Source organism: Klebsiella sp. R390 (assembly GCF_051131745.1).
In the GTDB taxonomy this organism is placed as follows: Bacteria; Pseudomonadota; Gammaproteobacteria; order Enterobacterales; family Enterobacteriaceae; genus Klebsiella.
This window is the reverse complement of the sequence record NZ_CP180445.1, coordinates 120,023-143,740: the sequence shown is the minus strand read 5'-3', so window position 1 is coordinate 143,740 and position 23,718 is coordinate 120,023. Positions and strand designations below refer to the sequence as shown.

At 57.6% G+C, this 23,718-nt stretch carries 23 protein-coding genes; 7 read left to right on the top strand and 16 right to left on the bottom strand.

What is annotated here, in order from left to right; genetic code table 11:
* Positions 1-19 precede the first annotated feature (19 nt).
* Positions 20-1,588 (bottom strand): sugar hydrolase, encoded by a 1,569-nt coding sequence (locus tag ACMYSP_RS00620; RefSeq protein ID WP_434584932.1) that lies wholly within the window; start codon positions 1,586-1,588, stop codon positions 20-22.
* Positions 1,589-1,791: 203 nt separating this feature from the next.
* On the opposite strand from ACMYSP_RS00620, the gene ACMYSP_RS00615 reads away from it, so the two are divergent.
* Entirely contained in the window at positions 1,792-2,616 is an 825-nt protein-coding gene (locus ACMYSP_RS00615) for a helix-turn-helix domain-containing protein (RefSeq protein WP_434584931.1), read from the top strand.
* A gap of 164 nt (positions 2,617-2,780) precedes the next feature.
* Here ACMYSP_RS00615 and ACMYSP_RS00610 read toward each other — a convergent pair whose 3' ends face one another.
* The 5 genes from ACMYSP_RS00610 to ACMYSP_RS00590 all read right to left on the bottom strand — a co-directional run bounded on the left by ACMYSP_RS00610 (position 2,781) and on the right by ACMYSP_RS00590 (position 5,007).
* Positions 2,781-3,299, bottom strand: coding sequence for a ClbS/DfsB family four-helix bundle protein (locus ACMYSP_RS00610; RefSeq protein ID WP_434584930.1), 519 nt, complete (start codon positions 3,297-3,299; stop codon positions 2,781-2,783).
* A 65-nt stretch (positions 3,300-3,364) separates the two neighbouring features.
* Positions 3,365-3,484: a hypothetical protein gene (locus ACMYSP_RS00605; RefSeq protein WP_434584929.1), complete on the bottom strand. Its 120-nt coding sequence runs from the start codon at positions 3,482-3,484 to the stop codon at positions 3,365-3,367.
* Positions 3,429-3,764 carry a DUF6616 family protein gene (locus ACMYSP_RS00600; protein WP_434584927.1) on the bottom strand — a complete coding sequence of 112 codons (336 nt, stop codon included), beginning with the start codon at positions 3,762-3,764 and terminating at the stop codon, positions 3,429-3,431. The genes ACMYSP_RS00605 and ACMYSP_RS00600 overlap by 56 nt, the downstream gene beginning before the upstream one ends.
* A gap of 35 nt (positions 3,765-3,799) precedes the next feature.
* Positions 3,800-4,300: a MarR family winged helix-turn-helix transcriptional regulator gene (locus ACMYSP_RS00595; protein WP_434584926.1), complete on the bottom strand. Its 501-nt coding sequence runs from the start codon at positions 4,298-4,300 to the stop codon at positions 3,800-3,802.
* 125 nt (positions 4,301-4,425) lie between these two features.
* Positions 4,426-5,007 carry a flavin reductase family protein gene (locus ACMYSP_RS00590; RefSeq protein WP_434584924.1) on the bottom strand — a complete coding sequence of 194 codons (582 nt, stop codon included), beginning with the start codon at positions 5,005-5,007 and terminating at the stop codon, positions 4,426-4,428.
* A gap of 211 nt (positions 5,008-5,218) precedes the next feature.
* On the opposite strand from ACMYSP_RS00590, the gene ACMYSP_RS00585 reads away from it, so the two are divergent.
* The 4 genes from ACMYSP_RS00585 to nhoA all read left to right on the top strand — a co-directional run bounded on the left by ACMYSP_RS00585 (position 5,219) and on the right by nhoA (position 9,554).
* A complete protein-coding gene (locus ACMYSP_RS00585) occupies positions 5,219-5,923 on the top strand; it encodes an ABC transporter ATP-binding protein (RefSeq protein WP_434586984.1) in 705 nt (234 codons plus the stop codon).
* Positions 5,920-6,888 carry an ABC transporter substrate-binding protein gene (locus ACMYSP_RS00580; protein ID WP_434584923.1) on the top strand — a complete coding sequence of 323 codons (969 nt, stop codon included), beginning with the start codon at positions 5,920-5,922 and terminating at the stop codon, positions 6,886-6,888. The genes ACMYSP_RS00585 and ACMYSP_RS00580 overlap by 4 nt, the downstream gene beginning before the upstream one ends.
* A gap of 88 nt (positions 6,889-6,976) precedes the next feature.
* Positions 6,977-8,632 (top strand): ABC transporter permease, encoded by a 1,656-nt coding sequence (locus tag ACMYSP_RS00575; protein WP_434584922.1) that lies wholly within the window; start codon positions 6,977-6,979, stop codon positions 8,630-8,632.
* A 76-nt stretch (positions 8,633-8,708) separates the two neighbouring features.
* Complete coding sequence (gene nhoA / locus ACMYSP_RS00570) at positions 8,709-9,554, top strand: N-hydroxyarylamine O-acetyltransferase (protein WP_434584921.1); 846 nt, start codon at positions 8,709-8,711, stop codon at positions 9,552-9,554.
* An 86-nt stretch (positions 9,555-9,640) separates the two neighbouring features.
* Here nhoA and ACMYSP_RS00565 read toward each other — a convergent pair whose 3' ends face one another.
* From ACMYSP_RS00565 to ACMYSP_RS00555, 3 genes are all read right to left on the bottom strand, one after another.
* Positions 9,641-10,246: a flavin reductase family protein gene (locus tag ACMYSP_RS00565; protein ID WP_434584920.1), complete on the bottom strand. Its 606-nt coding sequence runs from the start codon at positions 10,244-10,246 to the stop codon at positions 9,641-9,643.
* A gap of 162 nt (positions 10,247-10,408) precedes the next feature.
* Positions 10,409-10,819 (bottom strand): tautomerase family protein, encoded by a 411-nt coding sequence (locus ACMYSP_RS00560; protein ID WP_434584919.1) that lies wholly within the window; start codon positions 10,817-10,819, stop codon positions 10,409-10,411.
* Between the two features lie 10 nt (positions 10,820-10,829).
* Positions 10,830-11,144 (bottom strand): carboxymuconolactone decarboxylase family protein, encoded by a 315-nt coding sequence (locus ACMYSP_RS00555; protein ID WP_434584918.1) that lies wholly within the window; start codon positions 11,142-11,144, stop codon positions 10,830-10,832.
* Positions 11,145-11,261: 117 nt separating this feature from the next.
* On the opposite strand from ACMYSP_RS00555, the gene ACMYSP_RS00550 reads away from it, so the two are divergent.
* On the top strand, positions 11,262-12,164 hold the full coding sequence (locus ACMYSP_RS00550; RefSeq protein WP_434586983.1) for a LysR substrate-binding domain-containing protein: 903 nt from the start codon (positions 11,262-11,264) through the stop codon (positions 12,162-12,164).
* 510 nt (positions 12,165-12,674) lie between these two features.
* Here the strand turns inward: ACMYSP_RS00550 and ACMYSP_RS00545 are convergent.
* The 7 genes from ACMYSP_RS00545 to ACMYSP_RS00515 all read right to left on the bottom strand — a co-directional run bounded on the left by ACMYSP_RS00545 (position 12,675) and on the right by ACMYSP_RS00515 (position 22,106).
* Positions 12,675-12,941 carry a hypothetical protein gene (locus tag ACMYSP_RS00545; protein WP_434584917.1) on the bottom strand — a complete coding sequence of 89 codons (267 nt, stop codon included), beginning with the start codon at positions 12,939-12,941 and terminating at the stop codon, positions 12,675-12,677.
* A gap of 213 nt (positions 12,942-13,154) precedes the next feature.
* Positions 13,155-13,835 (bottom strand): respiratory nitrate reductase subunit gamma, encoded by a 681-nt coding sequence (gene narI, locus ACMYSP_RS00540; RefSeq protein ID WP_434584916.1) that lies wholly within the window; start codon positions 13,833-13,835, stop codon positions 13,155-13,157.
* Positions 13,832-14,527 carry a nitrate reductase molybdenum cofactor assembly chaperone gene (narW, locus tag ACMYSP_RS00535; protein WP_434584915.1) on the bottom strand — a complete coding sequence of 232 codons (696 nt, stop codon included), beginning with the start codon at positions 14,525-14,527 and terminating at the stop codon, positions 13,832-13,834. Before narW ends, narI begins: the two co-directional genes overlap by 4 nt.
* Positions 14,527-16,053 (bottom strand): nitrate reductase subunit beta, encoded by a 1,527-nt coding sequence (narH, locus tag ACMYSP_RS00530; RefSeq protein WP_434584914.1) that lies wholly within the window; start codon positions 16,051-16,053, stop codon positions 14,527-14,529. Before narH ends, narW begins: the two co-directional genes overlap by 1 nt.
* Positions 16,050-19,790 (bottom strand): nitrate reductase subunit alpha, encoded by a 3,741-nt coding sequence (locus ACMYSP_RS00525; RefSeq protein ID WP_434584912.1) that lies wholly within the window; start codon positions 19,788-19,790, stop codon positions 16,050-16,052. The genes narH and ACMYSP_RS00525 overlap by 4 nt, the downstream gene beginning before the upstream one ends.
* 60 nt (positions 19,791-19,850) lie before the next feature.
* A complete protein-coding gene (locus ACMYSP_RS00520) occupies positions 19,851-21,239 on the bottom strand; it encodes a NarK family nitrate/nitrite MFS transporter (RefSeq protein WP_434584911.1) in 1,389 nt (462 codons plus the stop codon).
* 285 nt (positions 21,240-21,524) lie between these two features.
* Positions 21,525-22,106 carry a TetR family transcriptional regulator gene (locus tag ACMYSP_RS00515; RefSeq protein ID WP_434584910.1) on the bottom strand — a complete coding sequence of 194 codons (582 nt, stop codon included), beginning with the start codon at positions 22,104-22,106 and terminating at the stop codon, positions 21,525-21,527.
* Positions 22,107-22,226: 120 nt separating this feature from the next.
* Here ACMYSP_RS00515 and ACMYSP_RS00510 point away from each other — a divergent pair, with 120 nt between their 5' ends.
* The gene (locus ACMYSP_RS00510) at positions 22,227-23,717 is read left to right on the top strand and encodes a SmvA family efflux MFS transporter (RefSeq protein WP_434584909.1); all 1,491 of its coding nucleotides are present in this window, start codon (positions 22,227-22,229) and stop codon (positions 23,715-23,717) included.
* Position 23,718 lies beyond the last annotated feature (1 nt).

Below are 23,718 nucleotides of genomic sequence, written 5' to 3'. Positions count from 1 at the left end.
CGCTCGCTTATTGTTGTTGTTACAGTCCGTACTGGCGAATAAACCAGGCCGGGGTGCAGCTCCACGCATGGCAGTAACTGTTTATCAGTTTGCTGCCATAAGGGGAAAAGTCAGGCTGTTGCGGGTCGAAAATTTCCCAGAAGGTATCGGCACCGTAATCCACCATTGCCCCCCAGTAGGCTTTGATCTGCGCAATCGCCTCGTCGCGTAGCCCACACTGCAGCAGGGCGGCAATATAGTGGTGACGCAGATACGGCGTGTTCATGGCGACGGCGGGGGGATTGGTGGCCAGGTTATGCATGATCTCGCGACGCTGCTGAGGGCCGCCGACTTCCGCCAGTACCAGCCAGATTTGCGAGGCCCAGGAGACCTGACGCTGCTCACCGCTGACGTAAAAGCCCTGCTGGCCATCCCATAACGCCTCTGCTGCCGCTTTGCAGTGCTGTAGCGCGCTGCGCCAGGTGGCCACCCGCTCAGGTTCAAACCGTTCGGCCAGCCAGATTGCCCGTTGCAGGCAGTAAATCAGTACCCCCTGGGCTGCAGCCTGCTTATTCAGCGATTCTTGCCAGTCGATAAACACCCACCAGTCTTCGCTGTCGCGCACCAGGCCATTCTCATCGCAGCGGGTTAATGCCAGCTCGACCTGACGCCGCGCCGTGGGCCAGAGCTCACGGGCGCTCTCAACATCCTCGGCGCTCTGCAAATAGTTGTAGAGGACATCGGTAAAAAACAGCGAATAATCAAACAGAAACGTGTCATCTGCAAGCACATCTGGCTGAACGAAAACGTTAGCCGACACCATGCCATCTTCGCGGGTGTGACCGGCGAAGAGATACAGGCAGCGGCGGACCAGATCGTGATGCGCGAAAGTGACATCGTTCACCAGCGCCTGCAGGCGTAAATCACCGAGCCACAGCCGGCGGTCACGCTTGGGACCATCTTCAAAAACCTCCTGCATGCAGTTTTGCAGGGTCAGGACCGATACCTTGTCGATGGCCTGGAGCTGCGGATCGCGCGTTGTGGTCGGCGGGCAGGCGTTGCTGGCGGAGGTCACGGCATTCACCCGAATCTGGTCGAGTTGCAGGCGGAACTTGCTTGAAACGGCTTTGACTTCCACTTTGAGATAGCGGAAGCAGTAGCGTCTTGGCAGGTCAATCTGCGCAGGCAATACATCCAGCCACAGGTCCTGCTGCTGTAACCAGCTGCTGCTGAGCCAGCCCCGATAATCGCTGAACGGCTCGCAGACTTCACTGAGCGTCTCGCCGAAGGTCAGCTGCAGGTGTGCCGGGGCGTCAGGTGGACTCCCGGCGCTGTGGCAGACGAAATGCAGGTAGCCCACATAGTGACTGCCAAAATCGATAATCACGCTATCGCCGCTGGTCAGTTCCCGTCGGGATAGCGCGGCCAGGGTGCTCACCGGTTCGGCGCGCCAGCCAAACACCGCGTCGGCATCGGCAAATACCTCCACTACCGCCAACGGTGAGTGGGGCTGGCTGCGCAGCTCAGGTCGGAGTGCCTCCGCGGTGCGTAAAAATGCCGGGTGGCGGGTCATCGAGATGTGCATATTCTGCTGAATAGCTTGTGACATACTGCGTCCTCTGTGTTTATTTGTGCGCAGCATAAGACGCCGCTTTGTACGTCAACCACTCTGGCAATGCCAATGCATTTGCCAAAATGGCAGTGATGAAGGGATGGGCCGGTTGGCGATCACAAATCCATAAATCTTGTTCGTGGCGGTCAGTAAAATGGATTATCGTGCCACTGCGCCGTATGTCGTTTTGGACTGAAGAAATGATGATGTTGACCGTTGAGTATTATTTCACCGACCCGCAGGATAAGCTGGGGATGTACGCCAGTGACCCCGAAGATAATAGCCATGAACATAGCCACGAGTTTGCTGAGCTGGTGATTGTTGAAGAGGGGCACGGACTGCACGTTATTAATGGCCGCCCATTATATATCCAACAGGGAGACGTTTTTTACGTCCAGCCGGGTGATGTGCATTATTATGACGAGCTCGGAACGCTCAAGTTAATTAATGTGCTGATTAATCCGCAGGTGGAATTTCATTATTTACGCCATCTTGAGGCGCTATTACAAAAATTCTCAGCCCGGCAGGCCTCTTGCTACGGGTGGCTTGCCCCGGACCCCCGACATCTCTGCAAAGAGCTGGTGGATAAAATATTTTCTCCCGAGCTTCAGCAGGCGCAAAATAGCGCCCTGCGTGAAGCCGCTTTTTTCCAGTTGATCACCACGATCCTCCATGCCGAGACCGAAGCCGAATATAGCAACACCAAATATAAGCTGCATAAACTGTTGACCTGGTTACAGGAGCACTGTTTTGAGGAGCATAACTGGGGGCAGCTGGCGGAGAAATTCCATCTGACTACCCGCACTGCCTTTCGCCATATTAAAGAAGCCACCGGGCTGACGCCGGATAATTATTTAAAACGCCTGCGTTTAGTATCGGCACGGGTAAAATTACGCGAAACCGATATGACGATCACCGAGGTGGCGTATTTATGTGGTTTTGCCAATAGCAATCACTTCACCACCTTATATAAAAAGGTGTTTGGCCTGACCCCCAGCGAAGACCGGCGCCGGGTACAGCGTTAGGAGACCCCCGGGCTACAATATTGTGCGGTGGATGACTCCCGGATGGCGGCGCAGGACGCCTTATCCGGGCTACAGTATTGTGCGGTATGTAGCCCGGTCAGCGCAGCGCCACCGGGGAATACCCCAATATATCCCTCGCAAAAGTTGCCGCGTCGCTGGGGAGATTATTTCAAGGGAATATTCTGCTCTTTTGCCCATTTACGCAATCGGACACAAGCGTTAGCGTAGGGTGACGAGGTGTTTAGTGAAATCATCCGCCCAAGCGTCCATTTGCCGTACCACGGGCGACCGTACAGTGCCTCGTCGTCACCGGTCGCGATTTGGACCATTATCTTCTGCTTAACCTCATGTAGGTCAGCCAGTAAACAAGTGAAGTCCCGCGAAGGATAATCGCCATAAAACTTTTGTGCCAGATGCCCAAGCTGATTCCATTTAAAACCGGTTTCTGGAAGGTCTACAGGCGTTTGCGCTTTGTCGAGAGTAATCCATTTAAGCACCAGTTCATTCCATCCCAACAGATAACAGACCAGATCGCGTACGCTCATGACTGTGCCTTGCGCATGACCCGGTAAGTTTTTTTCAGCTGCTTTTTCCTTGGGGACATGCGCAAGGTAATTGGCTAATGTGGTGAAGTTTTTGTCAATGGCTTGCAGAAGCTGAATCTGGGTTTGCGGTATGCTCATCGTGAGTTCCTTTCTGAGATGATATGGATGACTCCCGGATGGCGGCGCAGGACGCCTTATCCGGGCTACAGTATTGTGCGGTATTTAGCCCGGTCAGCGCAGCGCCACCGGGGAGTTGGCCGCAGGATATTATCCCGCCAGCGCCTGCAGATGCTGCTGCATATTACCAGTCTCTGCGGCGGCATTAATGTGGTCAAAATAACCATACCAGCCACTGGCGGCAATGCCGGCCAGCAGCGCGTCGCGGGCCTGGGCGTCAGGAAAACGCCAGATCCCCAAAAAACGATGCGAGGCGGCGTTGTCGATGGTCGTATCGGTTTCCGCCAGCGTCAGCAGTTCAACTCCCCATTGCGCAAGGCTGCCCATACCGGACTGAATGCCCTGAATAAACGCGCTACGTTGCGCCTCTGATAGCGCGTGCCAGGCGGCGTTAGGGGTGTAGAGTTCGACTAAATAATGAGGCATGTTTGTAGCTCCTTTACGTTGTTTTTTAACACGAATCAGATGCGGCTTTTCCCAGCCAGCGTACCGGCGGACACCTTCTCCAGCAGGCCAGCCAGTTGGCTGCGCTCTGACGCTGAGAGATGACTGAACAGGCCGGCAATCCAGCGACTGTGCTGGGTAAAAACCTTGCCAATAAGCTGTTTGCCTTCAGGGGTTAATCCAATACGCATCGCCCGGCCATCAAGGTGGTCGGCATGACGTTCAATTAACTGGTCGCGCTCGAGGCCGTTAAGCAGGCCGGTAATTGTCGCTCGGGTGACGCCGGCCCTTTCCGCCAGCACGTTTGGAGCCAGACCGTCAGATGCGGCATCAAGCAAAAACAGTAGTACGAAACGCCCCTCGGATAACCCCCAGGGCGCCAGTAACGTTGCGCAATCGCGATCGATCGCAGCGGCTAACGACAAGGTCTGAAAACAGAGGCGGATATTGTCCACATCGGCAAGCTGATGGCGTTCGGCTTCCTGCAGTAGCGATAGGTATTTTTGTTCGAGCTCCATAGTGGCCTCTTTCAGATAGTATGGCGGCTAACTATATGTCTGAAGCAATGAACGGTCAACCTGCTAAAAAGAGTGAGAACCGCGGGGGATAAGGCAGGCTTAGTGCCTGCCTCGGTAAAGAAAGGTTACTCTTCCGGCATATTAGCCTGCACGTGGCGGCCGCTGGCAACAAAATTACCGGTGCCAAGATGATGCAGAGTATTGAGCTTATCGTCGTCGAACTGCCAGCGACCGGTGGCGAATGCGCGCTCATCGGCAGCGGCAGAAACCACCTCACCAAACAGAGTGTCGTACTGCTCCTGGGCTATCCCTGACGGCAGCAGGCGGCACTCCATCCACGCCAGACATTTCTCTTCGATTAACGGTAATCCCAGGGCCGGGCCGGTGACCACCGGGATACCGTAGGCATTGAATTTATCCTCGTCGCGCCCGCTGATGCTGCCAACGGCGTAGGTCCAGCTGGCTGCCGCCACCCCGGGAACCACGATGCCGAAGGTGCCGTTGTGCTCGATAATTTCCCGCGTCCAGGCGCTTTTATCCACCACGATCGCCAGACGGGGCGGTGCGAATTCGACGGGCATCGACCATGCGGCGGCCATCACATTGCGGCGTTGCGTCTGGGCGTCATAACTGGTGATCAGAATGGTTGGGCCATGATTAAGCAGGCGACTGGCGTACTGGAGTTCCACGTGGCGAAAACGGCTCATAAGCGTTCCTTGGTAAATGGGTCTGATGCCTGACAACACGTTAATCCGCAATGAAAACGTAATCAATACGTCATACAGGCTCCCTATAGTCGGCACCACTAAATCCCAAAGAGGATCACAACATGGTAGCTCTCCTGTCTTTATCACAGGTGAGCGCGGCCCGTCAGGTGTTGACCGCGGGCAGAGCATCGCTTTCCCAACGGGGAGGGCGATAATGCACGCGCTGACCAGCATCACACTCGATGGCGTCTCGTTCGCCTTCGGTCCCCAGACCATTCTTCATCAGATAGACCTGCAGATCGACGCGGGCAGCATTGTGGCGCTTTTAGGGCCATCAGGCTGCGGAAAAAGCACCTTGCTGCGTCTGCTGGCCGGGCTCACCGTGCCTGCCAGCGGCGAAATTCGCTTCGGCGACCGGCTGGTGGCAAAACGCGGTTGGGCAATGCCACCGGAACAGCGTGATATCGGCATGGTGTTTCAGGATTATGCCCTGTGGCCGCATATGACGGCGGAGCAAAACGTCGCCTTTCCGCTGCGCATGCGCGGCGTACCGCGTCAGGACCGGCAAAAGCGGGTTGCTGAGGCGCTGGCGCTGGTGGGCCTCAGCGGTTTCGCCGGGCGTAAACCTTCCGGGCTGTCCGGCGGGCAGCAGCAGCGCGTCGCCCTGGCGCGCGCTATTGTCGCTGAACCTCGGGTTCTGTTATTCGATGAGCCGCTCTCCAATCTCGATAGCGAACTGCGGGAATCACTCTGCGTGGAAATGAGCCGACTCCTGCGACAGTTGGGGATCACCGCCGTGTACGTCACTCACGATCGCCGCGAAGCCGAGCTGCTGGCCGACAGAATTGTTCATCTCTCGGCGGGCGCCATCGCCGCCGTGCGCACCGTTACTTCATCCTCAGGGGAACTTGCATGAAAACCGTTATGACCATTAAGAAAGGAGCTGTGCTCGCGATGCTGTTGTCCGCCACCATGATGTCCAGCGCCCACGCGCTGACCGTATATACCGCCGGTCCCGGCTCGCTGGCGAAGAGCCTTGCCAGCGGCTATGAAAAGAAAACCGGGGTGAAGGTCAATATTTTCCAGGCCACCACCGGCAAAGTGATGGCCCGTCTCGAAGCCGAGCAGGCCAACCCGCAGGCAGATGTGCTGATCTCCGCCTCCTGGGACACCGCTGAGGATTTACATCACCGCGGCTGGCTGCTGCCGTATCAGAGTGCCAACGCCGATAAGGTCCCGGCGAACCTGAAAACGGCGGATTATGTTGCGCAGGGGATCTCGGCGCTGGGGATCGTCTGGAATACCAAAAGCGGGACCCCGGAGCCGAAAGAGTGGCGTGATCTGACCGAAGCGGCGTTCAAAGACAAAGTGACCACGCCGGACCCGGCGCTCTCCGGCGCATCGCTGGATTTGCTGATCGGGTTACAAAATGGCATGGGCGATAAAGCCTGGGCGCTGTTTGACGACCTGAAGCGCAATGGCATGGTGGTCAGCGGGCCGAACGCCCAGGCCGTCACCCCGGTGATGCAGGGGGCGAAGGCGGCGGTATTCGGTGCGGTGGATTATGTCTCCTACGGCAACATCCATCAGGGCGAATCTCTGAAGGTGATTTTCCCCGCCAGCGGCACGGTCATTGCGCCGCGTCCGATGATGATCCTCAAGACCAGCCAGCATGCTGACGATGCGAAAGCCTTCGTTGATTATGTCCTGTCGCCAGAAGGTCAGGCGCTGGTTGCCGACGCCTGGCTGATGCCGGCGCGAAGCGATGTCCAGGCCAAACGTCCGTTGCTTAATGAGCTGAAGATCCTGCCAACCACCAGCGATGGAAACAGTGAACGTAGTGCGGTGCTGTCCCGCTTCAATACGCTGTTCGTACAGTAAATCGATCTTGCCCGGGGGATGGCTTGCGCCTAACCCGGGCGACAGGACCGCCGATAGATCGCGGGCGGTGGTTTTTCAGGAAAATGTCGTGAAACAAACACTGATATCCGGGTTTACGCTGACAGCGCTGCTGGTGCTGGTGGCGTTACCGCTGTTATTTATCGTCCTGCAGGCAGTCTTTCCGCACTTCAGCGCCGGTTCGCTGGACGGGGCATTGAGCGGCGTATCGACGCTGGCTCACGACCCGCAGCTACTGTCGATGCTCGGCGGCACCTTGTGGGTCGCCGGTGGCGTGGCGCTGATGAGCGTGCTGATTGGCCTGCCGCTGGGGGTATTGCGCGGTCTGTTTACGCTGCCGATGCCGCGCCTGTGGGATCTGCTGTTGCTGATCCCGTTTCTGACGCCGCCCTATATTTCGGCCCTGTCGTGGATGCTGGTGCTGCAACGTAACGGCTACCTGCAACAGCTCACGGGCTGGGATCTTAACGATCTGCTGTTCAGCCGCAGCGGGATCGTGCTGGTGATGACCTTTAACATCTTCCCGGTGGTCTACTTTGCTGTTTCCCGCAGCCTGCTGGCGAGCGGACAACGGTTGGCTATGGTGGCGCGAGTGCACGGCGCCAGCGCCTTGCGGGCCTTCTGGCATATCACGCTGCCGATGCTTTCGCCAGCGCTGGCGGCAGGGATGCTGCTGGCGTTTACGTTGGCGATTGAAGAGTACGGCGTTCCGGCCGCGCTGGGCTCGCGGGCCGGGCTGACGATGCTCACCGTCGGTATTGAGAAAAAACTCGCCGACTGGCCGATTGATTTGCCCGGCGCCTCGCTGCTGTCGCTGCTGCTGATCGCGGTCGCGCTGCTGGCCTGGTGGCTGCAAAAACGACTCACTGGCGATAAAGAGGTCACCAGCGTGACCGGCAAGCCGGGAGAGAACAGCGGTACCAGCCTTGGCTGGCTGGCAGCGCCTGCGGTGCTGCTGATGGCCGGTATCGGTGGACTGGCGGTGCTGCTGCCGGGGGCCTCAATGGTGCTGACCAGCCTGATGGGCACGCTGTCCGGCGGTCTTCACAGTGATAATTTTACCTTGCGTCATTTTTCCGCACTGTTTGCCCAGCAGGGCGATGCGCTGTCGGCGCTGGGAACCAGCCTGTCGCTGGCGCTGGCGTCGGCATTGATTGTCGGGCTGATTGGACTGCTGGCGGCCTGGCTGGTATTGGTGCAGAAAATCAAGGGCAGCGCTCTGGTTGATGCTTTATCGCTGATGCCAGCGGCGCTCCCGGGCGTGGTGGTGGGCGTGGGGTTGATTCTGCTGTGGAACCAGCCGTTCTGGCCGGTTTCGCCCTATAACAGCTGGTTTATGCTGCTACTCTCCTATTGTTGTCTGCTGCTGCCGTGGCCGGTGCGCTATGTCGGCAGCGCGCTGCGCCAGCTTGGCCATAACCTCGAGCCAGCCGCACGGGTGCACGGCGCCACGCCTTTGCAGGCGCTGCGGTTGATTGTTCTGCCGCTGGTGTTTCCGGCGCTGCTGGCCGCCATGCTGATGGTGTTTGCGGTGGCGTCGCGCGAGCTGGTGACCTCGCTGCTGCTGGCACCGGCGGGTACCCAGACCGTAGCGGTGTTTATCTGGCGCCAGTTTGAGCAGGGCTCGGTCGGGCAGGGAATGGCGATGGCTTCGCTGACGCTGTTGACCGGATTGGTATTGATGCTCAGCGCGCTGGCGTTAATGCAGCGGAGCACACGCGAATAAATACGACCGCACAAAATAGACGGTCAAACGGCAAAAATAGGCTATAAATGTCGGACACCGATTGCTGGAGGCATTGATGAGTCCATTTTTAAGCGCCTATTTTTCCCGTCTGGGTTGGACGGGAACCCCTGATGTTACGATCGACACCTTGCGCGACCTGCATATTCACCACAACAGCGCCATCCCGTTTGAAAATCTGGATGTGTTGTTGCCCCGGGAGATCCACCTCGACGATCGGACGCTGGAAGACAAGCTGGTGAACGGTCGGCGTGGCGGCTACTGCTTTGAGCAAAACGGCCTGCTGGAAAGAGCGCTGCGCGAGCTGGGCTTTACAGTCCGTAGCCTGTTGGGAAGAGTGGTGCTGGCGAATCCGCCGCAGATGCCGCCGCGTACTCACCGTTTGCTGCTGGTGGAAGTAGAAGGCGAGCGCTGGATTGCCGATGTCGGTTTCGGCGGGCAGACGCTAACCGCGCCGATCCGTCTGCTGGCTGATGTAGAGCAAGCCACCCCGCACGGTGAATATCGCCTGCTGTGTGAAGGAGAGACCTGGACGCTGCAGTTCAGCCACCATGGTCACTGGCAGTCTATGTATCATTTTGACCTCGGGCATCAGTATGCGTCCGACTATATAATGGGCAATTTCTGGTCAGCCCACTGGCCGCAGTCGCATTTTCGTCACCATCTGCTGATGTGCCGTCATCTGCCTGACGGCGGCAAAATGACCTTAACCAACTTCCACTTCACCCACTGGGATAAGCACCATGTGGTCGAGAAGGTTGATTTCCCGGACGTTCCGGCACTGTATGCTGCGCTGCAGTCCCGCTTCGGCCTTGGCGTCACGGATGCCAAATATGGCTTCAGCGAAGCGGAGCTGGCGGCGGTAATGGCGGCGTTTGATACCCATCCGGAAGCGGGTAAGTAGCGCAATACGGTACACCCACATAGCGGCTGACCGTGTAGATGGAGCGCATGTCACGCATCGGCGGGCTCAGGCATCGCCGATGCGGGTTAGCTGCCGCATCTGAAGTTCTCTCCGAGCTTTTCTCCCACAGAGTAGTAGTGACGAAAAATATAGTAGAGCGGCTGCCATTTCTCGGCCCTAAAGCGGGGGGACCCGCAGCGGCTGTCCAGAAGCTCTTCCGCTATGTGGACCCGTAAGATACGTGCTTCCATCGCCGTCAGCTCATCACCCGACTCTCCCAGGGACATCTGTCGGCTCACTCTGGCCTCGATTTGTACCGGACACTCTTTTACGCGTCCCGGTGAGACGCAGATACTCTCCATTTCATTGAGGTGACTTCGTGAAAATTTGTCTTTTTCAAAGTCATAGCCCATCTTTTTCTTCTGCTCCGGAAGCGGGTTTTTCGCACTGGTGGCCGCTATCGCCTCAATGTTTTTCCACAGGCGACTGTCCGGAATGTTAAGCACGAGTTCGGATTGATTAATGAGGTTCTCGTAACATTGATTCATGGTGCCAATCCCGAAAACAAGGCTTTTATCGAGGATCCACCATGAGGATATGGGGCTCAGGTTGGTGGTGCCGTCCGGGTTGCGGGTGGATAATATGGCGACAGGTGTACCAAAATATAATGATGAAAAATTGACTGGTTGCATGTCCAATAACTCTCCTTGTGCCTGGTCGGAGTCAGTACTGTGTTCCTTTCTGCTGGGTTATGCTTCGCTATACGGCGAAGTGTCGGTGTAGTGTGCGGGTATTTATCAAGGGAGAGGGCCGGCAAGCTATCAATTGACCCTCTCGTATTCATTACGGTCGCGTTACCGCGCGGGAGGAATATCCTTTAAACAGAACATCTTGCCGCCGCTAAATGACCAGTCTTCCGGCTCGGTAAAGCCGATCACCACCATCACCTCATGCGGGCTGATGCCCAGCGACTGCTCAAGTCGCGTCACTAAATCCTGATAAAAACGCTGCTTTTGCAGACGGCTGCGCGGCTTACCGGCGGTTATCTGAAACAGCAGGAAATCATCGCTGCGCCCGGCTTCAGCCGCGCAGAGATAGTGCGGGTTAACGAGCCGCCGCCCCTGGCTGTAACAATCGAACAGCTGAAAGCAGTCACCGGCCGGGACCGAAAAATGGCCTTCCAGCGCCTGCTGTAACGCGGCGCTTATGGCGGCGTGCCAGGGGTCGAAGCGTTGCTCAGAAATCGCAATGCGGGTCACAGGCATCGTCGTCTCCTTATTCTGCGTTGAGCTGGTGCAGTACGTTTAACGCCGACACCGCGGCAGGCCAGCCGGCATAGAACGCCAGATGGGTCATCAACTCGGTGATTTCGCTCTGGCTGACGCCGTTTTTTTCAGCAAACTGCAGATGCCAGCTGAGCTGTTCCGGGCGGTACAGGGCGACCAGCGCGCTCAGGGTGATCAAACTTCTGTCGCGCGCAGAGAGCGCCGGGCGCTGCCAGATATCGTTAAACAGCACCTCTTCGCTTAGTGACGCCAGTTTTGGTGCCAGTTGCGCCAGGTTTTCCCGTGTCAGATGATCGTTACTCATGTTCTTTGCCTTTATTGTGAAATCCAGTGGGGTGTCACAGGGACGATATCCGGTTATGATGATTTCGATAATCATATAATTCATGACTAATGGTCCTGAAAAACGGGATGATTGATGATGACCAGACGACCACTGACTTTTGATGCTGATGCACTGCGGGCTTTTGTCACCGGAATGGAGCTTGGCAGTTTTGCCCTCGCGGCGGAGCGCCTCGGGCGTTCAACCTCGGCAGTCAGCGCGCAGCTAAAAAAGCTGGAGCAGCAGGCTGGTATGGCGCTGGTGCAGAAGGCGGGCCGCCATCTGGCATTGACGCCTGAAGGTGAAATCATGCTGGGTTACGCGCGACGGATCCTGAGTCTCAATGACGAAGCCAGTGCCGCGTTGCAGGCCAGAGGGGTGAGCGGCGAGGTGCGCCTCGGGCTGCAGGAGGATTTTGGTGAGGTGCTCCTGCCGACGATCCTTGGGCAGTTTGCCCGGGCCTGCCCGGAGGTCGAGATCGCCGTGACCGTGACCCGAAACGCGCCGCTGCAAGAGGCGATGCTGCACCAGGAGCTTGACCTGGCGTTGAGCTGGGAAGGGCGCGAACAACCGGCCTTTGACCGGACGCTGGGGAGGGTGCCGCTGCGCTGGATTGCGGTGCCAGAGTTTGAACTCGCCACGTATCTTGCCAAAAAACAGCCGTTACCGCTGCTGGCGTTTGAAGCGCCGTGTGTGATGCGTACGGCCGCCACGACGGCGTTAGATAATGCGGGTATTCCGTGGCGCATCGCGTTTACCAGCCGCAGCCTGAATGGCATCTGGGCCGCCGCTACTGCCGGGTTAGGGGTCGCGCTGCGCACCACCATGGGCATGCCGGCGACATTGCAGGTCATCCAGGCCACAACGCTGCCCGACGCAGGAGATATTGGCGTCGGGCTATATGGCGATGAACGTCGCCTTTCTGCGCCGGCAAAGTTGCTGCTTGATACCATTATTGACTGCTTTGCGCTGCATCTGCCGCCGACTCAGGCCACGCTATAGCAGCCGAAGTGGCAATGGCCACGTAATACCGATGGGCTAAGGTTCGGTTCACCGAACGGCCAGTTTGCTGAAAAGTTTTCAGCAATGATATTGCGACAGAACAGCCACGGTATGACAGCGCGGGGGTTAAGGCGCGTCAGGAAAACGGGCGGGAACGCAGGTGCACATCCAGGACTGACCACCAGGACGGTGGTCAGAGGGTCGGTCGAGACAGGGACGTCGAGTCCGGCCCGGTCCGCCAGATGAAGCCGGAGTGGAGCATACCGCGCAGCGGCCGTTTTCAGCGCAATGCCGGGGGTCATGGGGGGCGAGCGAAACGCCCCCCGTGCCGTTCACCCGCTGCGGGTGTGAGAGAAGTGGCGGATTGATCGTGAACGGAACATTCCACCGCTCAGGCAACACGAAATATTCGCGAAAACCACGGTCTACCGGTATCATGCCGACGGGTGATAACCCATAAACTCATGGTTACTGGTATTTGTATTCATCCGGCGCTATCAGTCCCTATATTCATGCAAACAGCCAAATAATAAAACCGAACAACATGATGACGCCGACAAATATAATGTTGCCGGTATAGTCTTTTACTTCCTGCATATATTCATCATTAAATTGATTTAACGCCATAACGGCCTGGGTCTCGTTCTCGGCGTCCACTTCAATATGATGTTTTCTAAAGCCTTTATCCTTCATATCATTGATCAATGCACGCGTAACCTGTTCTTTTGGAAACGCTTTACCACCGCTGGTGCTGATAAAAATGACATATTTACTCATGGTTCCCTCACAGGAAAAATCGCTTCCGTTGGCGTCAATGGCGTTAAGGCAAATACGGCAATAATGCGAGAAGAGTATAAAGCATGGCGTGGATTGACGACAGATTAACCGCTGTCTTGTGGTGCAATAAATACGCCCGGTTCCAGAACTGGAGGCCGGGCGCTTGTTTTTAACAATGAGTCAAAGCGGGCAGGGATGAAATCCGTCACGTCCTCAACGCCGGGACCGCACCAGCTGATAGCGACGGGTTAAATATTCGATCGGTGCGCTCCAGACGTGCACCAGGCGGGTGAAGGGGAAGATCAGGAAAATGGTCATCCCGAGCACCAGGTGGACGCGGTAGATAAACGCCACGCCATCAAGATGCGCCGAGGCGCCGCCGTGGAAGGTCACTACCGCCTGGGCCCAGTCCACCAGCTTTAACATCTCGCTGCCGTCGGGATGCTGGGCCGAGAAGGGAATAGTGGTTAAGCCCAGAATGCACTGAATCAGCAAAATGCTGAGGATCACAATATCCGCCGTCGATGAGGTGGCGCGAATACGCGGGTTGGTCAGACGACGGATCAACAGCCCGGCGCCGCCCACTAACGTCAGTACGCCACAGACGCCGCCGAGGATCATCGCCATCAGCTGCTTCTGTGACATCGGCAGGAACCATGAGTAGACCCAGTGCGGGGTCAGCATGCCAAAGAGGTGGCCGAAGAAAATCCCCAGAATGCCGATATGGAAAAGATTCGACCACAGTACCATGCCACGCTTGTCGAGCATCTGACTGGAGGAGGCGCGCCAGCTGTACTGCCCGTAGTCATAGCGCAGCCAGCTGCCGATGAGAAACACCGTCCCGCAGACGTAGGGGTAGATGTCGTAAAAAAAGACGTTCAGGTATTGTATCATTTCGGGCCTCCGGCACGGACGTCAACGTACTGCGGCGCGACGTCCTGGCTAAAGCGTCGTTGATAATGTTGCATCGGCGAACTGTCGCAGGCGGTGGCATTATCTTCGATAAATTTCACCTGCTCCTCTTCCCACACGGCATCCAGCGCCTGGCGGGTATCATCGCGTTTCTCACCTGCCACCTGTTTTGTGACACTGTCACTATTGAGCAGGCTGCCGGCCAGCGCCAGCAACGTGTCAAACAGCTGATAGTAATCGCACTGTCGTTGTTTCAGACGGCCGCCCAGCAGGGCAAGGATCGGCGCGACGTTTTGCAATCCCTCCCTGGCCGCGTCCGCCTCGAGCGTGCTGAGGTACTCGAGATAGAGCGGCAGATGGTCCGGCAGTTCCCGACAGTCGAGCTGCAGCCCGGCCTGCTCGTACTGGTTCATCAGATTAACCATCGCCTGGCCGCGATCGCGGGACTCCGCATGCACATGTTCAAACAGCAGTAGCGAGGTTGCGCGCCCGCGCTCAAACACCTCGCACCATTCGGCCTGGCGGTCGAGCAGCGGCGCGGCCAGCAGCGGGGCGGCAAACGGCAGCAGCGGCGGCGCATCGGCGCGGACCAGCGCCAGCGCCTCCTCGCGGTTGTCCCACAGCAGGGCGTCCGGGTACTCCAGCAGCAGACCAATGACTTTAAGAATCCGCATTAGTCCTTCTCCCCGATGTTGATCGCATCGATTCGCTGGCTGTTAAACAGGTTGAATTTGGTATCCGACCCATGGCAACCGTCGCCGAAAGTAAACCCGCAGCCGTTGCGTTCCGGGAAGGCATCTTCCGCCATTTCACGGTGACTGGTCGGGATCACAAAGCGGTCTTCATAGTTGGCGATAGCCAGATAGCGGTACATCTCTTCAACCTGCTCGACGCTTAAACCTACTTCCTCGATCGCCCGGGTATCGGTGACCCCTTCGACGGTCTGAGAGCGTTTATAGTGGCGCATCGCCATCATTCGTTTCAGGGCGCGCAGCACCGGGCCGGTGTCGCCGGCGCTGAGCAGGTTCGCCAGGTATTGCACCGGAATGCGCAGGCTCTCCACCGCAGGCAGGATCGTGCCTTTATTCGGCAAACCGCCGGCATCGGCGACCGACTGAATCGGCGACAGCGGCGGCACGTACCAGACCATTGGCAGGGTGCGGTATTCCGGGTGCAGCGGCAGCGCCAGCTTCCAGTCCATCGCCAGTTTATACACCGGCGATTTTTGCGCCGCGTCGATGACGTTATGAGGAATGCCCTGTTTCAGCGCCTCTTCAATCACCGCCGGGTCGTGCGGGTCGAGGAACACATCGCACTGGCGTTCATAGAGGTCGGTTTCATGTTCGGTGCTGGCCGCTTCCTCAATCCGGTCGGCGTCATACAGCAGGACGCCGAGGTAGCGAATGCGCCCGACGCAGGTTTCCGAACACACCGTCGGCTGGCCAGATTCGATGCGCGGATAGCAGAAGATGCACTTCTCCGATTTGCCGCTTTTCCAGTTAAAGTAGATTTTTTTGTACGGACAGCCGCTGATGCACATGCGCCAGCCGCGACACTTATCCTGATCGATCAGCACAATGCCATCTTCTTCGCGCTTATAGATGGCGCCGCTCGGGCAGGTGGCGACGCAGCTCGGGTTGAGGCAGTGTTCGCACAGGCGTGGCAGATACATCATGAAGGTGTTTTCAAACTGGCCGTACATCTCTTTCTGCATCGCTTCGAAGTTACGGTCATGGGCGCGTTTTTCAAATTCGCCGCCCAGCAGCTCCTCCCAGTTTGGCCCCCAGCTGATTTTATCCATTCGCTTACCGCTGATCAGTGAACGCGGGCGTGCGGTCGGTAGATGCTCACTTTCCGGCGCGGTGTGCAGATGTTGATAATCGAAGGTGAAGGGTTCGTAATAGTCGTCGATGCCCGGCAGCTGCGGGTTGGCGAAGATTTTTGATAGCACGCCCACTCGGTTGCCGAGGCGCGGCGTCAGCTTGCCGGTGATCCCACGGATCCAGCCGCCTTGCCACTCTTCCTGATCCTCCCAGTTTTTTGGATAGCCGATGCCGGGTTTGGTTTCCACGTTATTAAACCAGGCGTATTCCATCCCTTCGCGCCCGGTCCAGACGTTCTTACAGGTGACCGAACAGGTATGACAGCCGATGCATTTGTCGAGATTTAGCACCATCCCGACCTGTGAGCGTATTTTCATTTTTTCGCCTCCTGTACCTGATCGCGACCTTCGTCATCCAGCCAGCTGATGTTTTTCATTTTACGAATCATGATGAACTCATCGCGGTTGGAGCCGACGGTACCGTAATAGTTAAAGCCGTAGGCCAGCTGCGCATAGCCGCCAATCATATGGGTCGGTTTGGGGCAAATACGGGTCACGGAGTTATGGATCCCGCCGCGACGACCGGTCACTTCGGAGCCGGGAATATTCATGATGCGTTCCTGCGCGTGGTACATCATGGTCATCCCCGGAGGAACGCGCTGGCTCACCACCGCGCGGGCGGTAAGGGCGCCGTTGGCATTAAAGGCTTCGATCCAGTCGTTATCTTCAATGCCGAGCTCTTTGGCGTCGGTTTCGCTGAGCCAGACGATTGGCCCACCGCGCGACAGGGTCAGCATCAGCAGGTTTTCACTGTAGGTGGAGTGAATCCCCCATTTCTGATGCGGCGTGAGGAAGTTGAGCGCCTTTTCCGGGAAACCGTTGGGCGGGATTTCGCGCATGTGGCTGACGCTGCGGGTATCTATCGGCGGACGGTAGACCACCAGACTTTCGCCGAAGTCGCGCATCCACGGATGGTCCTGATACAGCTGCTGGCGGCCGGAGAGGGTACGCCACGGGATCAGCTCATGGACGTTGGTGTAGCCGGCGTTATAGGAGACGTGTTCGCTCTCGAGACCGGACCACGTCGGGCTGGAGATGATTTTGCGCGGCTGCGCCTGGATATCGCGAAAACGAATCTTCTCGTCTTCTTTGTTGATCGCCAGATGGGTATGGTCGCGCCCGGTAAACTCGCCGAGCGCTTGCCAGGCTTTGACTGCGACCTGACCATTGGTTTCCGGCGCCAGGCTGAGGATCACCTCGGTGGCGTCGATGGCGCTGTCGATACGCGGGCGTCCTTTGGCCGGGCCGTCGGGCTTGACGTAATTGAGTTTGCCAAGGAATTCGACCTCATCCTCGGTTTTCCAGTTGATGCCTTTGCTACCGTTGCCAAGTTTATCCAGCAGCGGCCCCAGCGAGGTAAAGCGCTCGTAGGTCGCCGGATAATCACGCTCCACCACCGCGATGGTTGGCGCGGTTTTTCCGGGGATCAGATCGCATTCGCCTTTATGCCAGTCCTTCACCTCAAATGGCTGGGACAGCTCGCCCGCCGAATCGTGCTGCAGCGGCAGGAGCACCACATCCGTTTCGCTATCGAGATGCCCCACGCAGACCGTCGAGAAGACGCGGGCAATTTCTTTATAAATCTCCCAGTCGCTTTTGGCTTCCCAGGCCGGGTCAACCGCGGCGGAAAGCGGGTGGATAAACGGATGCATATCCGAGGTGTTCATATCGTCTTTTTCATACCAGGTGGCGGTCGGCAGAACGATATCGGAGAACAGGCAGGTGCTGGACATACGGAAATCGAGGGTCACCAGCAGGTCGAGCTTGCCTTCGATGGCGGCGGTCTGCCATTCCACCTCTTCCGGTTTCACCTCGTCCGTGGCCCCCAGTTCATCGCCCTGAATGCCGCTGTCGGTGCCCAACAGGTATTTGAGCATGTACTCATGCCCCTTACCGGAGGAGCCCAGTAGGTTAGAGCGCCAGATAAACATATTGCGTGGATGGTTTTTCCCGTTATCCGGCTGCTCGCAGGCGAAGCGAATAGTGCCGGATTTTAGCGCCTGGACGGTGTAGTCGGCCGGTGAGAGTCCGGCGGCGTCGGCCTGCTGTTTGATGGTCAGCGGGTTAACGCTGAGCTGGGGGGCGGAGGGCAGCCAGCCCATTCGTTCTGCCCGGACGTTAAAATCAATCAGGTGGCCGGTATAGCGGCTGGCATCCGCCAGCGGAGAGAGCAGTTCCTGCGCGGTGAGCTTCTCGTAACGCCACTGGCTGGAGTGGTTGTAAAAATAGGAGGTGCTGTTCATCTGCCGCGGAGGACGGTTCCAGTCAGTGGCAAAGGCCAGCGGCAGCCAGCCGGTCTGCGGACGCAGCTTCTCCTGGCCGACATAGTGCGACCAGCCACCGCCGCTCTGTCCGACGCAACCGCAGAACACCAGCATATTGATCATCCCGCGGTAGTTCATGTCCATGTGATACCAGTGGTTCACCCCGGCGCCGAGGATGATCATCGACCGGCCGTGGGTCTTATGCGCGGTGTCGGCAAACTCCCAGGCAATTTGCTCAATGTGCTGGCGCGGGACGCCGGTGATCTGCTCCGCCCAGGCCGGGGTATAGGCTTTGATTTCGCTAAAATCGCTGGCCGCATTGCTGTCATCAAGACCGCGGTCGAGCCCGTAGTTAGCCAGCACCAGGTCATAGACGCTGACCACCAGGGCGCTGTCGCCGTTCGCCAGCGCCAGCCGTTTTGCCGGCAGTTGGTGAATGATTACCGGTTGCTGGGCCACGCTGCGGAAGTGGGGGTTCTCATTGCCGCCGAAGTAGGGGAAACCCACGGGGACCACGGCGTCGTTAAAGGGCAGCAGGGAGAGCGCCAGTTCGGTCTCTTTTCCGGCGGCCAGCGATTCGAGGTTCCATTTGCCTTTTTCACCCCAGCGAAAACCAATGGAGCCATTGGGGGCCACCAGTTCACCGGCGCTGCTGAACGCCACGGTTTTCCACTCCGGGTTGTTACTTTCACCCAGCCCGTCCAGCAGGTCGGAGGCGCGGACCATCCGGCCCGGTACCAGACTGCCGTCAGCGCGCTCCTCGAGCATCACCAGCATCGGCATGTCGGTATAGTGGCGACAGTAGTTGAGGAAGTAATCGCTTGGGTTATCGAGGTGGAAACGCTTTAAAATCACATGGCCCATGGCCATGGCCAGCGCGCTGTCGGTACCCTGTTTCGGCGCCAGCCACTGGTCGCACAGTTTCGCCACTTCCGAATAGTCCGGCGTGATGGCGATGGTTTTGGTGCCTTTGTAACGGACCTCGGTAAAAAAGTGAGCGTCCGGGGTGCGGGTCTGCGGTACGTTCGACCCCCAGGCGATGATGTAGCTCGAGTTATACCAGTCGGCGGATTCCGGAACATCGGTCTGCTCGCCCCAGGTCATCGGCGAGGCCGGCGGCAGGTCGCAGTACCAGTCGTAGAAGCTCAGGCAGGTGCCGCCAATCAGCGACAGATAACGGGTGCCGGCAGCATAGGAGACCATCGACATCGCCGGGATCGGCGAGAAACCCACGATGCGGTCCGGGCCATACTGTTTGATGGTCCAGACGTTGGCGGCGGCAATCAGCTGGTTCAGCTCTTTCCAGGTTGAGCGAATAAACCCGCCTTTGCCGCGCATCTGTTTGTAGCTGAGGCATTTCTGCCGGTCCTGCATGATGCTGTCCCAGGCATCGACCGGGTCCGGATGCCGCGCCAGCGCTTCGCGCCAGAGCTCAATCAAGCGCTTGCGCGCCAGCGGGTATTTCAGCCGGTTGGCGCTATAGAGATACCACGAGTAGCTGGCGCCGCGCGGGCAGCCCCGCGGCTCGTGGTTGGGCAGATCCGGGCGGGTGCGCGGGTAGTCTGTCTGCTGAGTTTCCCAGGTCACCAGCCCGTTTTTGACATAAATTTTCCAGCTGCAGGATCCGGTACAGTTTACCCCGTGCGTTGAGCGGACGATCTTGTCGAACTGCCAGCGCTGACGGTAGCTATCTTCCCAGTCGCGGTTGGTGTCCAGCACCTGACCGTGGCCGTTGGCAAAGGTCTCGCGTTTCTGCTTAAAGTAGCGAAAGCGATCCAGTAGTTTGCTCATGACATTATCTCCTGACGGAGGCAGGCGCCTCCGTGGTTACCGTGCTCAGCATGGTTGTGATTATTTTGTGGCGGGCTTGCGACGGCCGTAGACCAGCCAGGTCACCAGTACGCAGACGACATAAAAGACAAAGAACACCTTCATGGCGCCGACCGGGGAGCCGGTCATGGCAAGCGAAGTACCGAAGGCTTTGGGAATGAAAAAGCCGCCGACCGCGCCGATGGCGGAGATAAACCCGAGCGCGGCGGCGGTATCGGTTACCGCTTCATGCTGGGCTTGCTCATCGCTACCGCCACGCTTCTTGACGCTGTCGATGGTGATCTGGCGGAAGATGACGGCGATCATCTGGAAGGTGGAGCCGCTGCCAAGACCGGCGGTGAGGAACAGCCCCATAAACACGATGTAGAAGGCGAAAAAACTACCGGAGCCGGAGCCCGGCAGGGTCAGAAACAGCAGGCCGGTAAACAGCGCCATCAGGATAAAATTCACCAGCGTCACTTTGACACCGCCCAACCGGTCGGAAATGATGCCGCCGAATGAGCGCGCCAGCGCCCCGATAAACGGCCCGAAGAAGGCCAGCTTGAGGATGTTAACGTCGGGAAACTGGGTCTTCGCCAGCATGGCGAAGCCGGCAGAAAAGCCGATAAAAGAGCCGAAGGTGGCAAGATAGAGCAGACTCAGCAGCCACATATGCGGGCGTTTTAATACCGGCAGCTGATCGCGGATCGCCGTTTTCGAACCGGCGATATCGTTCATGCCGAACCACGCGGCCAGGGTGGCCGCCAGCAGCAGCGGCACCCAGATCAGTGGGGAGTTACCCAACCACAAGGTGGATCCATCCCCTTGATCGACGCCGCGTACGCCGAGGAAGGTGAAGATCGGCAAAAAAATCACCACCGGCGACAGCAGTTGCATCACGCTGACGCCGAGGTTGCCCAGACCACCGTTGACGCCAAGGGCGCTGCCTTGCTTCGCTTTGGGGTAGAAAAAGCTGATGTTGCCCATGCTGGAAGCAAAGTTTGCTCCGGCAAAACCGCAGAGCAGGGCGATGATGATAAACATCCAGAACGGCGTCGCTGGGTTTTGTACCGCTATCCCAAGCCACAGGCAGGGGATCACTAATATCACCGTGCTGATCACCGTCCAGTAGCGCCCGCCAAATATCGGCACCATAAACGAATAGGGCACTCGTAATATTGCCCCAGACAGCGAAGGGAGCGCGGTTAATAAAAACAGCTGATCGGTAGTGAAATTAAATCCGACTTTATTAAGATTGACCGCAACGGCGCTGAATAACATCCAGACGCAGAAGGCCAGAAGAAGGCAACTGACTGATATACAAAGATTCCTCCGTGCTATAGCCTTCCCTTTATTTTCCCAGAATGCCGGGTTTTCTGGTCGCCACTCTTTTAAAAGGTAATGATTGTCTTTCTCATTTTCTCTCGACATATTGCCCTCGAATACCCAGTAACCAAAGGAAAATTAAATTTGAGAAAACAGCAAATTAATCAGAAGAGGTGATTCAGGATGGCAGATCTTATTATTGTCGTGATTGAAGAATAGATAAAAAAATAGCCGAGGCAGAATGCCCGCTGCGAATAGGGTTTTATTATTTGTTACTAAATGTAAATGAGGGAGGCCGTGACGGCGAAGAAAACGTTGCTGTTTGTAACAGCTCAGCGCCCGACAGGCGGGGCTTGAGCAGGGTTCTGCCGTGCTCGGTAATAGCTGGGTTCAGGGGCGTAATAGCTCCATCGCTATATTATTATTTATATAGCGGGTAAAGGTGCTATCGTCAATGACATCCATTCCCAACACATAAATCCCGTCCAGACCGCAAACCAGCGAAATTAAGCGCCAGGCAATATCTTCAGGGCTATCGGCAGGGTGGAATTCGCCGCTGTCGACGCCGTCGCGAATAATATTCACGGTCTCCGTGTGCCACATCGTCATGGTCAGCAGATAGGCCGCTTTGATATCACTATCGCTACCGGCAAGCAGTTGCCCCTCGCGCCACAGGCGGATATAGGGTTCCAGCCGGCGGTCTTCGCTGCCGAGCACCGCGAACAATCGTTCCTGGCAACTGCTCTGCGGGGGCACCAGCTGAATATCCATCATCTCGCGGATGAGACGGACAAAAACCTGGGCTTTCAGCTCACCGGTAGAGCTGAAATGGTGATGGAGCTGGCCGGTGGAAACTTGTGCCTCTGCGGCGATCTGCCGCACGGTCATGGCCGCCAGTCCGCCCTGCAGCGCCACGCGCATGGCCGCCTGCATGATCACTTCCCGCCGTGCTTCCCGATTTAAGTAATGCATATTTCCCCGCTGAACCGTGGTGTCGATGGATAGTAACAAAAAGTTGGACAGTCGTTCAACAATCCGGCAGGATCGCATTCCTGAACAACTGTTCAATTTGGAAATGTGAGGAAGAAAGAGATGTCCCGGCAATGGTTAACGCTCGTGGCGATTCTGTTGGTTTATCTGCCGGTGGCGATCGATGCCACCGTGCTGCATGTCGCTGCACCTACGCTCAGCATGTCGCTGGGCACCAGCAGCAATGAGCTGCTGTGGATCATTGATATTTACTCGCTGGTGATGGCCGGCATGGTGCTGCCGATGGGAGCGCTTGGCGACAAAATCGGCTTTAAACGCTTGTTGCTGCTTGGAAGCGCTATTTTTGGCGTCTCATCGCTGGCGGCGGCATTTGCACCTAACGCACCGGCGCTGATTGCTGCCCGGGCGCTGCTGGCGATTGGCGCGGCGATGATTGTCCCGGCGACCCTGGCCGGCATCCGCAACACCTTTTCTGAGGCCCGTCATCGCAATATGGCGCTCGGCCTGTGGGCGGCTATCGGCTCCGGCGGCGCCGCCTTTGGTCCGCTGGTGGGGGGGATCCTGCTGGAACATTTTTACTGGGGGTCGGTGTTCCTGATCAATGTACCGATCGTGCTGGCGGTGATTGCCTTCTGCGCCCGGATGGTGCCATCGCAGCCCGCGCGGCGCGAACAGAAGCTCAATATTACCCAGGCGTTAATGCTGATTGCGGCGATCCTGATGCTGATTTTCAGCGCTAAATCCGCGCTGAAAGGCCAGATAGAGCTGTGGATCACCGGGCTGGTGGCGCTGGCGGGTGCGGCGTTGCTGACCTGGTTCGTACGCCAGCAGCTCTCCAGCAGCAACCCGATGGTCGATATGCGGTTGTTTACCCATCGCATTATATTGAGCGGGGTAATGATGGCGATGACCGCGCTGATCACCCTGGTGGGCTTTGAACTGTTGATGGCCCAGGAGCTGCAGTTTGTCCACGGTAAAACGCCGTTTGAAGCCGGGCTGTTTATGTTGCCGCTGATGCTGGCGAGCGGGTTTAGCGGGCCGATAGCCGGGATGATGGTGTCGCGTCTCGGTCTTAGACAGGTGGCAACCGGCGGCATGCTGCTCAGCGCATTCAGTTTCCTTGGATTATCGGTCACGGATTTCAGCACTCAACAGTGGCAGGCGTGGGGGCTGATGATCCTGCTGGGCTTCAGCGTCGCCAGCGCGCTGCTGGCATCCGGCGCGGCGATTATGGCGGCAGCGCCGAAAGAGAAAGCGGCAGCCGCGGGGGCCATTGAAACCATGGCCTATGAACTGGGAGCGGGTCTGGGGATCGCGCTGTTTGGCCTGATCCTGACCCGCAGCTACAGTTCATCGATTGTGCTGCCCGCCGGGGTGGAAGGCCAGGCGGCGATCCAGGCCGCATCGTCCATCAGCGAGGCCATTGCGCTGGCCCAATCAATGCCCGCCATTCCGGCTCATTCGCTGATTGAGGCCGCCAAAACCGCGTTTATCAGCGCCCACAGCGTGGTGCTGTTGACCGCCGGGGTGCTGCTGCTTTTGCTGGCGACCGGTATCTGGCGCAGCCTGGCAAAAGCGCCGGAGATGCAATAAG

What these genes read in the sequence shown, in the direction of transcription:
- ACMYSP_RS00545 (WP_434584917.1), bottom strand. Translation starts at nt 12,941, where the DNA reads ATGAGTAAATATGTCATTTTTATCAGCACCAGCGGTGGTAAAGCGTTT.
- ACMYSP_RS00515 (WP_434584910.1), bottom strand. Translation starts at nt 22,106, where the DNA reads ATGCATTACTTAAATCGGGAAGCACGGCGGGAAGTGATCATGCAGGCG.
- ACMYSP_RS00590 (WP_434584924.1), bottom strand. Translation starts at nt 5,007, where the DNA reads ATGAGCCGTTTTCGCCACGTGGAACTCCAGTACGCCAGTCGCCTGCTT.
- narI (WP_434584916.1), bottom strand. Translation starts at nt 13,835, where the DNA reads ATGATACAATACCTGAACGTCTTTTTTTACGACATCTACCCCTACGTC.
- ACMYSP_RS00595 (WP_434584926.1), bottom strand. Translation starts at nt 4,300, where the DNA reads ATGGAGCTCGAACAAAAATACCTATCGCTACTGCAGGAAGCCGAACGC.
- narW (WP_434584915.1), bottom strand. Translation starts at nt 14,527, where the DNA reads ATGCGGATTCTTAAAGTCATTGGTCTGCTGCTGGAGTACCCGGACGCC.
- ACMYSP_RS00610 (WP_434584930.1), bottom strand. Translation starts at nt 3,299, where the DNA reads ATGAGCATACCGCAAACCCAGATTCAGCTTCTGCAAGCCATTGACAAA.
- ACMYSP_RS00565 (WP_434584920.1), bottom strand. Translation starts at nt 10,246, where the DNA reads ATGCAACCAGTCAATTTTTCATCATTATATTTTGGTACACCTGTCGCC.
- ACMYSP_RS00580 (WP_434584923.1), top strand. Translation starts at nt 5,920, where the DNA reads ATGAAAACCGTTATGACCATTAAGAAAGGAGCTGTGCTCGCGATGCTG.
- ACMYSP_RS00510 (WP_434584909.1), top strand. Translation starts at nt 22,227, where the DNA reads ATGTCCCGGCAATGGTTAACGCTCGTGGCGATTCTGTTGGTTTATCTG.
- nhoA (WP_434584921.1), top strand. Translation starts at nt 8,709, where the DNA reads ATGAGTCCATTTTTAAGCGCCTATTTTTCCCGTCTGGGTTGGACGGGA.
- ACMYSP_RS00615 (WP_434584931.1), top strand. Translation starts at nt 1,792, where the DNA reads ATGATGATGTTGACCGTTGAGTATTATTTCACCGACCCGCAGGATAAG.
- ACMYSP_RS00550 (WP_434586983.1), top strand. Translation starts at nt 11,262, where the DNA reads ATGACCAGACGACCACTGACTTTTGATGCTGATGCACTGCGGGCTTTT.
- ACMYSP_RS00555 (WP_434584918.1), bottom strand. Translation starts at nt 11,144, where the DNA reads ATGAGTAACGATCATCTGACACGGGAAAACCTGGCGCAACTGGCACCA.
- ACMYSP_RS00620 (WP_434584932.1), bottom strand. Translation starts at nt 1,588, where the DNA reads ATGTCACAAGCTATTCAGCAGAATATGCACATCTCGATGACCCGCCAC.
- narH (WP_434584914.1), bottom strand. Translation starts at nt 16,053, where the DNA reads ATGAAAATACGCTCACAGGTCGGGATGGTGCTAAATCTCGACAAATGC.
- ACMYSP_RS00605 (WP_434584929.1), bottom strand. Translation starts at nt 3,484, where the DNA reads ATGCCGCCGCAGAGACTGGTAATATGCAGCAGCATCTGCAGGCGCTGG.
- ACMYSP_RS00520 (WP_434584911.1), bottom strand. Translation starts at nt 21,239, where the DNA reads ATGTCGAGAGAAAATGAGAAAGACAATCATTACCTTTTAAAAGAGTGG.
- ACMYSP_RS00560 (WP_434584919.1), bottom strand. Translation starts at nt 10,819, where the DNA reads ATGCCTGTGACCCGCATTGCGATTTCTGAGCAACGCTTCGACCCCTGG.
- ACMYSP_RS00525 (WP_434584912.1), bottom strand. Translation starts at nt 19,790, where the DNA reads ATGAGCAAACTACTGGATCGCTTTCGCTACTTTAAGCAGAAACGCGAG.
- ACMYSP_RS00600 (WP_434584927.1), bottom strand. Translation starts at nt 3,764, where the DNA reads ATGCCTCATTATTTAGTCGAACTCTACACCCCTAACGCCGCCTGGCAC.